This is a genomic window from Pseudomonas sp. NY15463, from assembly GCF_048068415.1.
GTDB classification, from domain to species: Bacteria; Pseudomonadota; Gammaproteobacteria; order Pseudomonadales; family Pseudomonadaceae; genus Aquipseudomonas; species Aquipseudomonas mosselii_C.
The window spans coordinates 23752-39642 of sequence record NZ_JBLUQD010000001.1 but is presented as its reverse complement, the minus strand read 5'-3'; the positions used below and the strand labels follow the sequence as shown (position 1 = coordinate 39642).

The window sequence follows — 15891 nt, the reverse complement described above, 5'->3', positions numbered from 1 at the left end:
GGCCTCGCTCCCGCTAATCAGAGGCCCTGGCAAGGGTCTTCGGAGCGCCCTCCCAACACCCGCGGAGGCGCTTCGTGTCCATACGGCCCACAAGGCGGTCCGACGCGATTGCGACTGCAACGAAGAAGTTGTCCCGAGGGACGGAAGCGCATCACCGCAGCACAGGTCATCGCGTCGCAGCAGCAAGGCATCCACGAGCCGAACTGCCATGCCTCGCCGCGCCCTGACTGCCCCTTCCCCTTCGAGCCTTCCGCGTTAGCCGCCGCTATCTCCAGCCAGCCGTCAGGCCCTCTGAGCTGCGTATCCGAGCATCAGCACAATTATTCTCAAGATCGATGCGACGAGGTTTATTTCCATGGCACTGACACGCGAACAGCAAATTGCAGCCCTCGAGAAAGACTGGGCCGAAAACCCGCGCTGGAAAGGCGTGACCCGTACCTACACCGCCGCCGATGTCGTTCGCCTGCGTGGCTCGCTGCAGCCCGAGCACACCTTCGCTCGCCAAGGCGCAGAAAAACTGTGGAAGCTGGTCACCCAGGGCGCCCACCCGTCCTTCCGCCCAGAGAAAGATTTCGTCAACTGCATGGGCGCCCTGACCGGCGGCCAAGCCGTGCAGCAGGTCAAAGCCGGCATCCAGGCCATCTACCTGTCCGGCTGGCAAGTGGCCGCCGACAACAACTCGGCCGAGTCCATGTACCCCGACCAGTCGCTGTACCCGGTCGACTCCGTGCCGACCGTGGTCAAGCGCATCAACAACGCCTTCCGCCGCGCCGACCAGATCCAGTGGAAAGCCGGCAAGAACCCTGGCGACGATGGCTACATCGACTACTTCGCACCGATCGTGGCCGATGCAGAAGCCGGTTTCGGCGGCGTGCTGAACGCCTACGAACTGATGAAGAACATGATCGAAGCGGGCGCCGCAGGCGTGCATTTCGAAGACCAGCTGGCGTCGGTGAAAAAATGTGGCCACATGGGCGGCAAGGTCCTGGTACCGACCCAGGAAGCCGTGCAGAAACTCGTCGCAGCCCGCCTGGCCGCTGACGTCGCCGGTGTGCCAACCATCATCCTGGCGCGCACCGACGCCAACGCCGCCGACCTGCTGACCAGCGACTGCGACCCTTACGATCAACCGTTCGTGATCGGCGAGCGCACCCGCGAAGGCTTCTACAAAGTCCGCGCCGGCCTTGACCAGGCCATTGCACGTGGCCTTGCCTACGCGCCGTATGCCGACCTGATCTGGTGCGAAACCGCCAAGCCAGACCTGGACGAGGCGCGCCGCTTTGCTGAGGCGATCAAGAAGGAGTACCCGGACCAGATCCTGTCGTACAACTGCTCGCCATCGTTCAACTGGAAGAAGAACCTGGACGACGCCACCATCGCTAAGTTCCAGCGCGAGCTGTCGGCCATGGGCTACAAGCACCAGTTCATCACCCTGGCCGGTATCCACAACATGTGGCATGGCATGTTCAACCTGGCGCACGACTACGCCCGCAACGACATGACCGCCTACGTCAAGCTGCAAGAGCAGGAGTTTGCCGACGCCAGCAAAGGCTACACCTTCGTCGCGCACCAGCAGGAAGTCGGCACCGGCTACTTCGACGACATGACCACCGTGATCCAGGGTGGCGCTTCGTCGGTGACCGCACTGACGGGCTCGACCGAGGAAGAGCAATTCCACTGATTGCGGACGGCTCAGAAAAGGCCCGGGGCGTGTAGGCGCTCCGGGCCTTTTTATGCGTCAGCGGTAGCCCCCCCCCGCATTGCCTTGACGCGCCTTCCACGAGGAGCACAGCGCAGGCAACATTTCATTTCAGGTCTATCCTTGTGGCAGCCCAGCCAGCAAGGATTGCCCATGCCTCGTCCAGGCCACTCCAGCATGATCGCCCTCGACCGCTCTCGACCGACGCAACGCTCACTGCCCACCAGGCATCGGCTCGACCAGCGACCGATCGCGACCTTCGAACCTGCACAAAATCGGCAAAGTGTTGACTCAGCGCGGTGCACGTACACCTCGAAGCTGCTAGAACGAGCGTTTTTCGCCTACGCAAGTGGGCAGTGCGCCACATGAACTTCGCAACTGCGGCGAAAAGGCAAAACAAGCAGGTTAGCGTTAAATGATATTAATTATCATTACACAAATAGACTGTCGTTACAGTGGATAAGAAACATAATTAACAAAAGCGCGCGCAATGCCCTAAAATCAAGGGTTTCAGCCAGTTACGAACGGTTTTTGTTCTTAAAACTACGAATAAATTTGCAACGGAAATTTTACTTGTAGTGGCTTTACCCATAAAATCAGCGAGATTGATTCAGCTGCGACATTTGGTCACTGCATCTGCGACACCGCGTCGCCGCTCTACTTATTTCAGACTGCAGAGCTGGGTCTCTGTATAAGGATTTCAAGCATGTCCGATTCGGTAGGTCTCATCGCCCACAATTGGGGCTTTGCCATCTTCCTCCTGGGTGTCGTCGGCCTGTGTGCCTTCATGCTCGGCCTGTCCAGCCTGCTCGGTAGCAAGGCATGGGGTCGCGCCAAGAACGAACCCTTCGAATCCGGCATGCTGCCCGTCGGCAGCGCGCGCCTGCGCCTGTCCGCCAAATTCTATCTGGTCGCGATGCTGTTCGTGATCTTCGATATCGAAGCCCTATTCTTGTATGCATGGTCTGTGTCCGTCCGCGAAAGCGGCTGGACCGGATTCGTCGAAGCTCTCGTTTTCATAGCAATTCTGTTGGCAGGTCTTGTCTACCTTTGGCGCGTCGGGGCGCTCGATTGGGCTCCCGAAGGTCGCCGCAAGCGGCAAGCGAAGCTGAAACAATGAGGCTTTGGCATGCAATACAATCTCACCAGAATCGATCCGGATGCGCCCAACGAGCAGTACCCGGTCGGTGAACGGAAAACCGTCACCGATCAACTGCTAGAGGACCAGGTCCACAAGAACATCTACATGGGGAAACTCGAAGATGTGCTGCGTGGCGCGGTCAACTGGGGTCGCAAGAACTCCCTCTGGCCGTACAACTTCGGCCTGTCCTGCTGCTACGTGGAAATGACCACGGCCTTCACGGCGCCCCACGACATCGCCCGCTTCGGCGCCGAAGTCATCCGGGCCTCGCCGCGCCAGGCCGACTTCATGGTCATCGCCGGGACCTGCTTCGTCAAAATGGCACCGATCATTCAGCGCCTGTACGAGCAGATGCTCGAACCCAAATGGGTCATCTCCATGGGTTCGTGCGCCAACTCCGGCGGCATGTACGACATTTACTCGGTCGTTCAGGGGGTCGACAAGTTCCTCCCCGTGGACGTTTACGTGCCTGGCTGCCCGCCGCGCCCCGAAGCGTTCCTGCAAGGCTTGATGCTGCTGCAGGAGTCGATCGGCCAAGAACGACGCCCGCTTTCCTGGGTGGTTGGTGATCAAGGCATCTACCGTGCCGAAATGCCAGCCCAGAAAGACCTGCGTCGCGAACAGCGCATTGCGGTAACCAACCTGCGCAGCCCCGACGAAGTCTGATCCAGCGACCTGCCGCCCGCTCCCCCAGGAGCCGGCGGCCTGGCTTCATTCTTAACGCTGACCCAAAGCGACCGAGACCATGACAGCGGACAACGCTATTTTCATTCCGCCCTACAAGGCTGACGACCAGGATGTGGTCGTCGAACTGCACAACCGTTTTGGCGCCGACGCATTCGTCGCCCAGGAAACCCGCACCGGCATGCCGGTTCTGTGGGTCAAACGTGCCCAACTCAAGGAAGTGCTGAGCTTCCTGCGTGGTGTCGCCAAACCGTACAGCATGCTGTACGACCTGCATGGCGTCGACGAGCGCCTGCGTACCCAACGCCGCGGCCTGCCCGCTGCCGACTTCAGCGTGTTCTACCACCTGCTGTCGATCGAGCGTAACAGCGACGTGATGATCAAGGTCTCGCTCAGCGAGGGCGACCTGAATCTGCCGAGCGTGACCGGCATCTGGCCCAACGCCAACTGGTACGAACGCGAAGTCTGGGACATGTTCGGCATCGATTTCGCCGGCCACCCGCACCTAAGCCGCATCATGATGCCGCCGACCTGGGAAGGTCACCCTCTGCGCAAGGACTACCCAGCCCGCGCCACCGAGTTCGACCCTTACAGCCTCACGCTGGCCAAGCAGCAGCTCGAAGAGGAATCGGCGCGCTTCAACCCCGAAGCCTGGGGCATGAAACGTCAGGGCGCCAACGAGGACTACATGTTCCTCAACCTCGGCCCCAACCACCCCTCCGCCCACGGTGCGTTCCGCATCGTGCTGCAACTGGACGGTGAAGAGATCGTCGACTGCGTCCCGGACATTGGCTACCACCACCGTGGCGCCGAGAAGATGGCCGAGCGTCAGTCCTGGCACAGCTTCATTCCCTACACCGACCGTATCGACTACCTCGGTGGGGTGATGAACAACCTGCCTTACGTACTGGCGGTCGAGAAGCTCGCCGGTATCAAGGTGCCACAGAAGGTCGACACCATCCGCGTGATGCTGGCCGAGTTCTTCCGAATCACCAGCCACCTGCTGTTCCTGGGTACCTATATCCAGGACGTCGGCGCGATGACCCCGGTGTTCTTTACCTTCACCGACCGCCAGCGCGCCTACACCGTTATCGAGGCGATCACCGGTTTCCGCCTGCACCCGGCCTGGTACCGCATCGGTGGTGTAGCCCACGACCTGCCGCGCGGCTGGGACAAGCTGGTCAAGGACTTCGTCGAATGGCTGCCCAAGCGCCTGGACGAGTACGAAAAGGCCGCCCTGCAGAACAGCATCCTCAAAGGCCGTACCATCGGCGTTGCCGCCTACAACACCAAGGAAGCCCTGGCCTGGGGTACCACCGGTGCAGGCCTGCGTGCCACCGGCTGCGACTTCGACCTGCGCAAGGCGCGCCCTTACTCCGGCTACGAGAACTTCGAGTTCGAAGTACCGCTGGCCCACAATGGCGATGCCTATGATCGCTGCATGGTCCGTGTCGAAGAGATGCGCCAGAGTATCCGCATCATCGACCAGTGCCTGCGCAACATGCCGGAAGGCCCGTACAAGGCGGATCACCCGCTGACCACGCCGCCGCCGAAAGAGCGCACCCTGCAGCACATCGAAACCCTGATCACTCACTTCCTGCAAGTCTCGTGGGGCCCGGTCATGCCGGCCAACGAGTCGTTCCAGATGATCGAGGCGACCAAGGGCATCAACAGTTACTACCTGACGAGCGACGGCGGCACCATGAGCTACCGCACCCGGATCCGTACGCCCAGCTACCCGCACCTGCAGCAGATCCCTTCGGTGATCAAAGGCAGCATGGTCGCGGACCTGATCGCGTACCTGGGCAGTATCGACTTCGTTATGGCTGACGTGGACCGCTAAGCATGAACAGCACGCTTATCCAAACCGACCGTTTCACCCTCAGCGAAACCGAGCGCTCGGCCATCGAGCACGAGATGCACCACTACGAGGACCCGCGCGCGGCGTCCATCGAAGCCTTGAAGATCGTGCAGAAAGAGCGCGGTTGGGTGCCGGACGGCGCCATCTACGCCATCGGCGAGGTACTCGGCATCCCTGCCAGCGACGTCGAGGGTGTGGCCACTTTCTACAGCCAGATCTTCCGCCAGCCGGTCGGCCGCCACATCATCCGCGTATGCGACAGCATGGTCTGCTACATCGGCGGCCACGAGTCGGTGGTCAGTCAGATCCAGAGCGAGCTGGGCATCGGCCTGGGTCAGACCACCGCCGACGGACGCTTCACCCTGCTGCCAGTGTGCTGCCTGGGCAACTGCGACAAGGCCCCGGCGCTGATGATCGACGACGACACCTTTGGCGACGTGCAACCTGCCGGCGTCGCCAAGCTGCTGGAGGGTTACGTATGACCATCACTTCCTTCGGCCCGGCCAACCGCATCGCGCGTAGTGCCGAAACCCACCCGCTGACCTGGCGCCTGCGTGACGACGGCGAGCCAGTCTGGCTGGCCGAGTACGAATCCAAGAACGGCTACGCCGCGGCGCGCAAGGCGCTGGCCGAGATGTCCGCCGACGACATCGTGCAGAGTGTCAAGGACTCCGGCCTCAAGGGTCGCGGCGGTGCAGGCTTCCCCACTGGCGTGAAGTGGGGCCTGATGCCCAAAGACGAATCCATGAATATCCGCTACCTGCTGTGCAACGCGGACGAAATGGAGCCCAACACCTGGAAAGACCGTATGCTGATGGAGCAACAGCCCCATCTGCTGGTCGAAGGCATGCTGATCAGCGCCCGTGCGCTGAAGGCCTATCGCGGCTACATCTTCCTGCGTGGCGAATACACCACTGCGGCGAAGAACCTCAATCGCGCCATCGATGAAGCCAAGGCTGCCGGCCTCTTGGGCAAAAACATCCTGGGCAGCGGTTTCGATTTCGAGCTGTTCGTGCACACCGGCGCCGGGCGCTACATCTGCGGTGAAGAAACCGCGCTGATCAACTCGCTCGAAGGCCGTCGCGCCAACCCACGCTCCAAGCCGCCCTTCCCTGCCGCCGTCGGCGTGTGGGGCAAACCGACCTGCGTGAACAACGTCGAGACCCTGTGCAACGTGCCGGCGATCGTCGCCAACGGCAACGACTGGTACAAGTCGCTGGCCCGCGAAGGCAGTGAAGACCACGGCACCAAGCTGATGGGCTTCTCCGGCAAGGTGAAGAACCCAGGTCTGTGGGAGCTGCCGTTCGGCGTCACCGCCCGCGAACTATTCGAAGATTATGCCGGTGGCATGCGCGACGGCTTCAAGCTCAAGTGCTGGCAGCCAGGCGGCGCGGGTACCGGCTTCCTGCTGCCCGAACACCTCGATGCACAGATGTACGCCGGTGGCATCGCCAAGGTCGGCACCCGGATGGGTACGGGCCTGGCGATGGCGGTGGACGACAGCATCAACATGGTCTCGCTGCTGCGCAACATGGAAGAGTTCTTCGCCCGCGAATCCTGCGGCTGGTGCACCCCCTGCCGTGACGGCCTGCCGTGGAGCGTGAAGATGCTGCGCGCGCTGGAAAAAGGCCAAGGCCGCGCCGAAGACATCGAGACCCTGCTGGGTCTGGTCAACTTCCTCGGCCCAGGCCGCACCTTCTGTGCTCACGCACCGGGTGCCGTCGAGCCGTTGGGCAGTGCCATCAAGTACTTCCGCTCGGAGTTCGAGGCCGGGGTCGCGCCAGCCGCCGCGGGTGACGCCCTGCGTACGAACCTCGCCAAACCGATCGTGGTCGGCGCATAACAAGATGATGAGGCAGGTGGTCCGTGCCACTTGCCAGCTTGCCGACAGGCCCGAGTGATCGCGGCGTGTCGCAAGCCCACCGATTTCCATTAGCCACGCCTGCTCACGCGGGCCAACGAAGAACTTTGAACCATGGCCACTATCCACGTAGACGGCAAAGCGCTCGAAGTCAACGGTGCAGACAACCTGTTACAGGCCTGTCTGTCGCTCGGCCTCGACATCCCCTATTTCTGCTGGCACCCGGCGCTCGGTAGCGTCGGCGCCTGCCGGCAATGTGCGGTCAAGCAGTACACCGACGAGAACGACACCCGTGGTCGTATCGTCATGTCCTGCATGACCCCTGCCTCCGACGGCACCTGGATCTCCATCGACGATGAAGAGTCCAAGGCGTTTCGCGCCAGCGTCGTCGAGTGGCTGATGACCAACCACCCGCACGACTGCCCCGTGTGCGAGGAAGGCGGTCACTGCCATCTGCAGGACATGACGGTAATGACGGGCCACAACGAGCGCCGCTACCGTTTCACCAAGCGTACCCACCAGAACCAGGACCTCGGCCCGTTCATCGCCCATGAGATGAACCGCTGCATCGCCTGCTACCGCTGCGTGCGCTACTACAAGGACTACGCTGGCGGCACCGACCTGGGTGTGTATGGCGCGCATGACAACGTGTACTTCGGTCGCGTCGAAGACGGCGTTCTGGAAAGCGAGTTCTCCGGCAACCTCACCGAGGTCTGCCCGACCGGTGTGTTCACCGACAAGACCCACTCCGAGCGCTACAACCGCAAGTGGGACATGCAGTTTGCCCCGAGCATCTGCCATGGCTGCTCCAGCGGCTGCAACATCAGCCCCGGTGAGCGCTACGGTGAACTGCGCCGTATCGAGAACCGCTTCAACGGCTCGGTCAACCAGTACTTCCTGTGCGACCGTGGCCGCTTCGGCTATGGCTACGTCAACCGCAAGGACCGTCCACGCCAGCCGTTCCTCGCCGACGGCACCAAACTGAGCCTGGACGCCGCCCTGGACAAGGCCGCCGACCTGCTGCGTGGCCGCACCATCGTCGGCATCGGCTCGCCACGCGCCAGCCTCGAGAGCAACTACGGCCTGCGCGAGCTGGTCGGCGCCGAGTACTTCTACTCGGGTATCGAAGCCAGTGAACTGGCCCGCGTACGCCTGGTACTGGACGTGCTGAACAACAGCCCGCTACCGGTCCCGACGCTGCGTGACATCGAAGACCACGATGCCGTGTTCGTGCTCGGTGAAGACCTCACGCAAACCGCCGCCCGAGTAGCCCTGGCCGTGCGCCAGGCGACCAAGGGCAAGGCCGAGGCCATGGCCGACGCCATGCGCGTGCAGCCGTGGCTGGATGCTGCGGTGAAGAACATCGGCCAGCACGCGTTGTACCCGCTGTTCATCGCCTCGCTGGCTGAAACCAAGCTGGACGACGTCGCCGAGGAGTGCGTGCACGCCGCCCCGGCCGACCTGGCCCGCATTGGCTTCGCCGTGGCCCACGCCATCGACCCGAGCGCGCCTGCCGTCGAAGGCCTGGACGCCGACGCCAAGGCACTGGCCCAGCGCATCGCCGATGCCCTGGTCGCCGCCAACCGCCCGCTGGTGGTCGCCGGTACGTCGCTGGCAGAGCCTGCGCTGATCGAAGCCGCCGCCAACATCGCCAAGGCTCTGAAGCTGCGCGAGAAGAACGGTTCGCTGAGCTTGGTCGTGCCCGAGGCCAACAGCCTTGGCATGGCGATGATGGGCGGCGAGTCCGTTGACGCCGCGCTGGACGCGGTCATCAGCGGCAAGGCCGATGCCATCGTGGTGCTGGAAAACGACCTGTACACCCGTGTACCGGCCGCCAAGGTCGATGCAGCCCTGGCGGCGGCCAAGGTAGTGATCGTCGCTGACCACACCAAGACGGCGACGGTGGACCGCGCCCACCTGGTACTGCCAGCGGCCTCGTTCGCCGAAGGCGACGGCACCCTGGTCAGCCAGGAAGGCCGCGCCCAGCGCTTCTTCCAGGTGTTCGACCCGCAATACCTGGACAGCAGCATCCAGATTCACGAAGGCTGGCGCTGGATGCACGCCCTGCGTGCGACCCTGCTCAACAAGCCGGTGGACTGGACCCAACTCGACCACGTCACCAGCGCCTGCGCCGAAGCTGCCCCGCAACTGGCGGGTATCGTCAACGCAGCGCCAAGCGCCGCGTTCCGCATCAAGGGCATGAAGCTGGCCCGCGAGCCGCTGCGCTACTCCGGGCGTACCGCCATGCGCGCCAACATCAGCGTCCACGAGCCGCGTACCCCGCAGGACAAGGACACCGCGTTCGCCTTCTCGATGGAAGGCTACTCGGGCTCGGCCGAACCGCGCCAGCAAGTGCCGTTCGCCTGGTCGCCGGGCTGGAACTCCCCGCAAGCCTGGAACAAGTTCCAGGACGAGGTCGGTGGTCACCTGCGTGCAGGCGACCCGGGCGTGCGCCTGATCGAATCGCAAGGTGATCGCCTGAACTGGTTCAATACCATTCCGGGCGCGTTCAACCCGGCCCGCGGGACCTGGACTGCCGTGCCGTTCTTCCACCTGTTCGGCAGTGAAGAGAACTCCTCGCGCGCCGCCCCGGTGCAATCGCGTATCCCGGCTGCCTACGTGGGCCTGGCCAAGTCCGAGGCCGAGCGCCTGGGCGTCAACGACGGCGCGCTGCTGAGCCTGAGCGTCGGCGGCGTTTCGCTGCGCCTGCCGCTGCGTATCCATGAAGAACTGGGCGCTGGCCTGGTTGCGCTGCCCAAAGGCCTGGCCGGCATTCCGCCCGCCATCTTCGGTGCACCCGTCGAAGGCCTGCAGGAGGCAGCACAATGAGCTGGTTCACCCCCGAAGTGATCGATGTGATTCTCACCGTCGTGCGGGCCATCGTGGTCCTGCTGGCGGTGGTGGTCTGCGGCGCGCTGCTCAGTTTCGTCGAGCGCCGCCTGCTGGGCTGGTGGCAGGACCGCTATGGTCCGAACCGTGTCGGCCCGTTCGGCATGTTCCAGATTGCCGCCGACATGCTGAAGATGTTCTTCAAGGAAGACTGGAACCCACCCTTCGTCGATCGCATGATCTTCACCCTGGCGCCCGTCGTGGCCATGAGTGCACTGCTGATCGCCTTCGTGGTGATTCCGATCACCCCGCTGTGGGGCGTCGCCGACCTGAACATCGGCCTGCTGTTCTTCTTCGCCATGGCTGGTCTGTCGGTCTACGCCGTGCTCTTCGCCGGCTGGTCGTCGAACAACAAGTACGCCCTGCTGGGCAGCCTGCGAGCCTCGGCACAGACCGTATCGTACGAAGTGTTCCTGGGCCTGGCGCTGATGGGTGTGGTGGTGCAGGTAGGCTCGTTCAACATGCGCGACATCGTTGAATACCAGGCCAACAACCTGTGGTTCATCATTCCGCAGTTCTTCGGCTTCTGCACCTTCTTCATCGCTGGCGTCGCCGTGACCCACCGTCACCCGTTCGACCAGCCGGAAGCGGAACAGGAACTGGCCGACGGCTACCACATCGAATATGCCGGCATGAAATGGGGCATGTTCTTCGTCGGTGAGTACATCGGCATCATCCTGATCTCGGCGCTGCTGGTAACCCTGTTCTTCGGTGGCTGGCACGGCCCGTTCGGCATCCTGCCGCAGGTGCCGTTCCTGTGGTTCGCCCTGAAGACTGCGTTCTTCATCATGCTGTTCATCCTGCTGCGCGCCTCGATCCCGCGCCCACGCTATGACCAGGTGATGGACTTCAGCTGGAAGTTCTGCCTGCCGCTGACCCTGATCAATTTGCTGGTGACCGCTGCGATCGTGCTCTACAACACGCCAGCCGTCGCGGCCCAGTGAGGATTTGACCCATGTTCAAATATATCGGCGACATCGTTAAGGGCACCGGCACTCAGCTGCGCAGCCTGGCCATGGTGTTCTCCCACGGGTTCCGCAAGCGCGACACCCTGCAATACCCCGAAGAACCGGTTTACCTGCCGCCGCGCTACCGCGGCCGCATCGTCCTCACCCGCGACCCCGACGGCGAAGAACGCTGCGTGGCGTGCAACCTCTGCGCGGTGGCCTGTCCGGTAGGCTGCATCTCGCTGCAGAAGGCCGAGACCGAGGACGGTCGTTGGTACCCTGAGTTCTTCCGCATCAACTTCTCGCGCTGCATTTTCTGCGGCCTGTGCGAAGAGGCGTGCCCGACCACCGCGATCCAGCTGACCCCGGATTTCGAAATGGCCGAGTTCAAGCGTCAGGACCTGGTGTACGAGAAAGAAGATCTGCTGATCTCCGGCCCCGGCAAGAACCCTGACTACAACTTCTACCGTGTTGCGGGTATGGCCATCGCTGGCAAGCCGAAAGGCGCTGCGCAGAACGAAGCCGAGCCGATCAACGTGAAGAGCTTGCTCCCATAAGGACAGAAAGATGGAATTCGCTTTCTACTTCGCATCCGGGATAGCCGTTGTCTCCACGCTTCGCGTGGTGACCGGCACCAACCCCGTGCACGCCCTGCTCTACCTGATCATTTCGCTGATCTCCGTAGCGATGATCTTCTTCTCCCTCGGTGCGCCGTTCGCTGGCGCCCTGGAAGTGATCGCCTACGCCGGCGCCATCATGGTGCTGTTCGTCTTCGTGGTGATGATGCTCAACCTCGGGCCGGCCTCGGTCGCCCAGGAACGCGGCTGGCTCAAGCCGGGAATCTGGGCGGGGCCTGTGATCCTTGCCGCCCTGCTGCTGCTTGAGCTGCTCTACGTGCTGTTCGCCAACCCCACCGGGGCGGCCATCAGCGGCACCACCGTGGACGCCAAGGCCGTGGGCATCAGCCTGTTCGGTCCTTACCTGCTGGTGGTCGAACTGGCCTCGATGCTGCTGCTCGCCGCAGCCGTCACCGCCTTCCACCTGGGCCGCAACGAGGCGAAGGAGTAAATCATGGGTGCTATCCCTCTCGAGCATGGTCTGGCGGTCGCCGGTATCCTGTTCTGCTTAGGTCTGGTTGGCCTGATGGTCCGCCGCAACATCCTCTTCGTGCTCATGAGCCTGGAAGTCATGATGAACGCCGCTGCCCTGGCGTTCATCGTCGCCGGTGCGCGTTGGGTCCAGCCCGACGGCCAGGTGATGTTCATTCTGGTGATCAGCCTGGCAGCCGCCGAGGCCAGCATTGGCTTGGCGATCCTGCTGCAGCTGTATCGCCGCTTCCACACTCTCGACATCGATGCTGCCAGTGAGATGCGCGGATGAACCTACTCTTTCTGACTTTCGTCTTCCCCCTGATCGGCTTCCTGCTGCTGTCGTTCTCGCGCGGGCGGTTCTCGGAGAACCTGTCCGCGCTGATCGGCGTCGGTTCGGTGGGCCTCTCGGCCGCCACCGCCGCCTACGTCATCTGGCAGTTCAACGTCGCCCCGCCTGAAGGCGGCGCGTACAGCCAACTGCTGTGGCAGTGGATGTCGGTGGATGGCTTCGCGCCGAACTTCACCCTGTACCTGGATGGCCTGTCGGTCACCATGCTCGGCGTAGTCACCGGCGTCGGTTTCCTGATCCACCTGTTCGCCTCCTGGTACATGCGTGGCGAGACCGGCTACTCGCGGTTCTTCTCGTACACCAACCTGTTCATCGCCAGCATGCTGTTCCTGATCCTGGGCGATAACCTGCTGTTCATCTACTTCGGTTGGGAAGGCGTGGGCCTGTGCTCGTACCTGCTGATCGGCTTCTACTACAGCAACCGCAACAACGGTAACGCGGCGCTCAAGGCGTTCATCGTCACCCGCATCGGCGACGTGTTCATGGCCATCGGCCTGTTCATCCTGTTCGCCCAGCTGGGTACGCTGAACGTTCAAGAGCTGCTGGTACTGGCCCCGCAGAAGTTCCAGGCGGGCGACACCTGGATGGTCCTGGCGACCCTGATGCTGCTCGGTGGCGCGGTCGGTAAATCGGCCCAGCTGCCGCTGCAGACCTGGCTGGCCGACGCGATGGCCGGCCCGACGCCAGTCTCGGCCCTGATCCACGCCGCCACCATGGTGACCGCCGGCGTCTACCTGATCGCGCGTACCAACGGCCTGTTCCTGCTGGCACCGGACATCCTGCACCTGGTTGGTGTAGTGGGCGGTGTCACCCTGGTCTTGGCTGGCTTCGCCGCGCTGGTGCAGACCGACATCAAGCGTATCCTCGCCTACTCGACCATGAGCCAGATCGGCTACATGTTCCTCGCATTGGGCGTTGGCGCGTGGGACGCGGCGATCTTCCACCTGATGACCCACGCTTTCTTCAAGGCCCTGCTGTTCCTTGCCTCCGGTGCGGTGATCGTTGCCTGCCACCACGAGCAGAACATCTTCAAGATGGGCGGTCTGTGGAAGAAGCTGCCACTGGCCTACGCCAGCTTCGTGGTCGGTGGTGCAGCGCTTGCCGCCCTGCCGATCCTGACCGTGGGCTTCTACTCCAAGGACGAGATCCTCTGGGAAGCCTTCGCCAGCGGCAACACCGGCCTGCTGTACGCAGGCCTGGTGGGCGCGTTCATGACCTCGCTGTACACCTTCCGCCTGATCTTCATCGCCTTCCACGGTGAAGCCAAGACCGAAGCCCACGCCGGCCACGGCATCAGCCACTGGCTGCCGCTGGGCGTGCTGATCGTGCTGTCGACGTTCATCGGCGCCTGGATCCATCCGCCACTGGCCGGTGTGCTGCCAGAAAGCGCCGGTCACGCCGGTGGCGAAGCCAAGCACTCGCTGGAAATCGCCTCGGGCGCCATCGCCGTCGCCGGTATCCTGCTGTCGGCCCTGCTGTTCCTGGGCAAGCGCAGCTTCGTCAGCAGCATCGCCAACAGCGGCCTGGGCCGCGTCCTGTCGGCCTGGTGGTTCGCCGCCTGGGGCTTCGACTGGATCTACGACAAGCTCTTCGTCAAACCGTACCTGCTGATCAGCCACGTCCTGCGCAAGGACCCGGTTGACCGCGGCATCGGCCTCATCCCGCGCATGGCGCGTGGCGGTCACGTTGCCATGAGCAAGACCGAGACTGGCCAGCTGCGTTGGTACACCGCCTCCATCGCCGTCGGTGCCGTGCTGGTACTCGGCGCAGTACTGGTGGCTGCGGTATGACCCTGAATCTTGCGACTTTGCCAAAGGAAACCAACCCGTCATGATTTTGCCTTGGCTGATCCTGATCCCCTTCATCGGCGGCTTCCTGTGCTGGCTGGGTGAGCGCTTCGGCGCCACCCTGCCGCGCTGGATCGCGCTGCTGACCATGTCCCTGCTGCTCGGAATCGGCCTGTGGCTGTGGGGCACTGGCGACTACACCCTCGCCCCAGCACCGGGCGCCGAACCTGCCTGGGCCGTGGAATACAAGGTCCAGTGGATCCAGCGCTTCGGCATCAGCATCCACCTGGCCCTCGACGGCCTGTCGCTGCTGATGATCCTGCTGACTGGCCTGCTCGGCGTGCTGTCGGTGCTGTGCTCCTGGAAAGAGATCCAGCGCCACGTCGGCTTCTTCCACCTCAACCTGATGTGGATCCTGGGCGGCGTGGTCGGTGTGTTCCTGGCGCTGGACCTGTTCCTGTTCTTCTTCTTCTGGGAAATGATGCTGGTGCCGATGTACTTCCTCATCGCGCTCTGGGGCCATAGCTCGGCGGACGGCAAGAAGACCCGGATCTACGCGGCGACCAAGTTCTTCATCTTCACCCAGGCCAGCGGCCTGATCATGCTGGTGGCGATCCTGGGCCTGGTGCTGGTGAACTACAACGCCACCGGCGTGCTCACCTTCAACTACAGCGACCTGCTCAAGGCTGAACTGCCTGCCGGTATCGAGTACGTGTTGATGCTGGGCTTCTTCATCGCCTTCGCAGTGAAGCTGCCGGTTGTGCCGTTCCACTCCTGGCTGCCTGACGCCCACGCCCAGGCACCGACCGCAGGCTCCGTGGACCTGGCGGGCATCCTGCTGAAGACCGCGGCCTACGGCCTGCTGCGCTTCGCCCTGCCGCTGTTCCCGAACGCCTCGGCAGAGTTCGCGCCCATCGCCATGACCCTGGGCCTGATCGGTATCTTCTACGGCGCCTTCCTGGCCTTCGCGCAGACCGACATCAAGCGCCTGATCGCTTTCTCCAGCGTCTCGCACATGGGCTTCGTGCTGATCGGTATCTACTCCGGCAGCCAGCAAGCGCTGCAGGGTGCGGTGATCCAGATGCTGGCCCACGGCCTGTCGGCCGCGGCGCTGTTCATCCTCTCCGGCCAGCTCTACGAGCGCCTGCACACCCGTGACATGCGCGAGATGGGCGGCCTGTGGCACCGCATCGCCTACCTTCCGGCCATCAGCCTGTTCTTCGCCGCAGCCTCCCTGGGCCTGCCGGGCACCGGCAACTTCGTCGGCGAGTTCCTGATCCTGATCGGCAGCTTCGTGCACGTCCCTTGGATCACCGTAATCGCGACCACCGGCCTTGTGTTCGGCTCGGTCTACTCGCTGATCATGATCCACCGCGCCTACTTCGGCCCGGCCAAGGCCGATACCGTACTGGCCGGCATGGACGGCCGCGAGCTGATCATGGTGCTGGGCCTGGCGGTGTTGCTGATCTTGCTGGGCGTGTACCCGCAGCCGTTCCTCGACACCTCTGCCGCCACCATGAGCGGTGTGCAGCAGTGGCTCGGTTCCGCTTTCACTCAACTCGCTTCGGCCCGGTAAGAGCGC

General features: G+C 63.1%; 13 protein-coding genes. All 13 read left to right on the top strand.

Going from position 1 to position 15891, the window contains the following annotated elements; genetic code table 11:
• Window positions 1–355: 355 nt before the first annotated feature.
• Window positions 356–1681, top strand: coding sequence for an isocitrate lyase (gene aceA, locus ACNFIC_RS00200; protein ID WP_138221560.1), 1326 nt, complete (start codon window positions 356–358; stop codon window positions 1679–1681).
• Window positions 1682–2405: 724 nt separating this feature from the next.
• Window positions 2406–2819, top strand: a complete 414-nt coding sequence (locus tag ACNFIC_RS00195; protein ID WP_043209159.1) for an NADH-quinone oxidoreductase subunit A — start codon at window positions 2406–2408, stop codon at window positions 2817–2819.
• A 9-nt stretch (window positions 2820–2828) separates the two neighbouring features.
• Window positions 2829–3506, top strand: coding sequence for an NADH-quinone oxidoreductase subunit B (locus tag ACNFIC_RS00190; protein WP_416779195.1), 678 nt, complete (start codon window positions 2829–2831; stop codon window positions 3504–3506).
• A 79-nt stretch (window positions 3507–3585) separates the two neighbouring features.
• Window positions 3586–5367, top strand: a complete 1782-nt coding sequence (nuoC, locus tag ACNFIC_RS00185) for an NADH-quinone oxidoreductase subunit C/D (protein ID WP_138221561.1) — start codon at window positions 3586–3588, stop codon at window positions 5365–5367.
• A gap of 2 nt (window positions 5368–5369) precedes the next feature.
• Entirely contained in the window at window positions 5370–5867 is a 498-nt protein-coding gene (gene nuoE / locus ACNFIC_RS00180; protein ID WP_416779193.1) for an NADH-quinone oxidoreductase subunit NuoE, read from the top strand.
• On the top strand, window positions 5864–7228 hold the full coding sequence (gene nuoF, locus ACNFIC_RS00175) for an NADH-quinone oxidoreductase subunit NuoF (protein WP_138221562.1): 1365 nt from the start codon (window positions 5864–5866) through the stop codon (window positions 7226–7228). The genes nuoE and nuoF overlap by 4 nt, the downstream gene beginning before the upstream one ends.
• A 132-nt stretch (window positions 7229–7360) precedes the next feature.
• A complete protein-coding gene (nuoG, locus tag ACNFIC_RS00170) occupies window positions 7361–10075 on the top strand; it encodes an NADH-quinone oxidoreductase subunit NuoG (protein ID WP_416779191.1) in 2715 nt (904 codons plus the stop codon).
• The gene (nuoH, locus tag ACNFIC_RS00165) at window positions 10072–11079 is read left to right on the top strand and encodes an NADH-quinone oxidoreductase subunit NuoH (RefSeq protein ID WP_138221564.1); all 1008 of its coding nucleotides are present in this window, start codon (window positions 10072–10074) and stop codon (window positions 11077–11079) included. The genes nuoG and nuoH overlap by 4 nt, the downstream gene beginning before the upstream one ends.
• Before the next feature lie 11 nt (window positions 11080–11090).
• Window positions 11091–11639, top strand: a complete 549-nt coding sequence (gene nuoI, locus ACNFIC_RS00160; protein ID WP_016488223.1) for an NADH-quinone oxidoreductase subunit NuoI — start codon at window positions 11091–11093, stop codon at window positions 11637–11639.
• Between the two features lie 10 nt (window positions 11640–11649).
• A complete protein-coding gene (gene nuoJ / locus ACNFIC_RS00155) occupies window positions 11650–12150 on the top strand; it encodes an NADH-quinone oxidoreductase subunit J (RefSeq protein WP_138221565.1) in 501 nt (166 codons plus the stop codon).
• 3 nt (window positions 12151–12153) lie between these two features.
• Window positions 12154–12462 (top strand): NADH-quinone oxidoreductase subunit NuoK, encoded by a 309-nt coding sequence (gene nuoK, locus ACNFIC_RS00150; protein WP_023631349.1) that lies wholly within the window; start codon window positions 12154–12156, stop codon window positions 12460–12462.
• The gene (gene nuoL / locus ACNFIC_RS00145; RefSeq protein ID WP_138221566.1) at window positions 12459–14312 is read left to right on the top strand and encodes an NADH-quinone oxidoreductase subunit L; all 1854 of its coding nucleotides are present in this window, start codon (window positions 12459–12461) and stop codon (window positions 14310–14312) included. Before nuoK ends, nuoL begins: the two co-directional genes overlap by 4 nt.
• A 40-nt stretch (window positions 14313–14352) precedes the next feature.
• Entirely contained in the window at window positions 14353–15885 is a 1533-nt protein-coding gene (nuoM, locus tag ACNFIC_RS00140) for an NADH-quinone oxidoreductase subunit M (RefSeq protein WP_138221567.1), read from the top strand.
• The last annotated feature ends 6 nt before the right edge of the window (window positions 15886–15891 follow it).

Bases quoted from the DNA above. Each gene is read 5' to 3' on its own strand.
- nuoG (WP_416779191.1), top strand. From the start codon at position 7,361: ATGGCCACTATCCACGTAGACGGCAAAGCGCTCGAAGTCAACGGTGCA.
- nuoF (WP_138221562.1), top strand. From the start codon at position 5,864: ATGACCATCACTTCCTTCGGCCCGGCCAACCGCATCGCGCGTAGTGCC.
- nuoI (WP_016488223.1), top strand. From the start codon at position 11,091: ATGTTCAAATATATCGGCGACATCGTTAAGGGCACCGGCACTCAGCTG.
- aceA (WP_138221560.1), top strand. From the start codon at position 356: ATGGCACTGACACGCGAACAGCAAATTGCAGCCCTCGAGAAAGACTGG.
- nuoJ (WP_138221565.1), top strand. From the start codon at position 11,650: ATGGAATTCGCTTTCTACTTCGCATCCGGGATAGCCGTTGTCTCCACG.
- nuoM (WP_138221567.1), top strand. From the start codon at position 14,353: ATGATTTTGCCTTGGCTGATCCTGATCCCCTTCATCGGCGGCTTCCTG.
- ACNFIC_RS00195 (WP_043209159.1), top strand. From the start codon at position 2,406: ATGTCCGATTCGGTAGGTCTCATCGCCCACAATTGGGGCTTTGCCATC.
- nuoK (WP_023631349.1), top strand. From the start codon at position 12,154: ATGGGTGCTATCCCTCTCGAGCATGGTCTGGCGGTCGCCGGTATCCTG.
- nuoE (WP_416779193.1), top strand. From the start codon at position 5,370: ATGAACAGCACGCTTATCCAAACCGACCGTTTCACCCTCAGCGAAACC.
- nuoL (WP_138221566.1), top strand. From the start codon at position 12,459: ATGAACCTACTCTTTCTGACTTTCGTCTTCCCCCTGATCGGCTTCCTG.
- nuoC (WP_138221561.1), top strand. From the start codon at position 3,586: ATGACAGCGGACAACGCTATTTTCATTCCGCCCTACAAGGCTGACGAC.
- ACNFIC_RS00190 (WP_416779195.1), top strand. From the start codon at position 2,829: ATGCAATACAATCTCACCAGAATCGATCCGGATGCGCCCAACGAGCAG.
- nuoH (WP_138221564.1), top strand. From the start codon at position 10,072: ATGAGCTGGTTCACCCCCGAAGTGATCGATGTGATTCTCACCGTCGTG.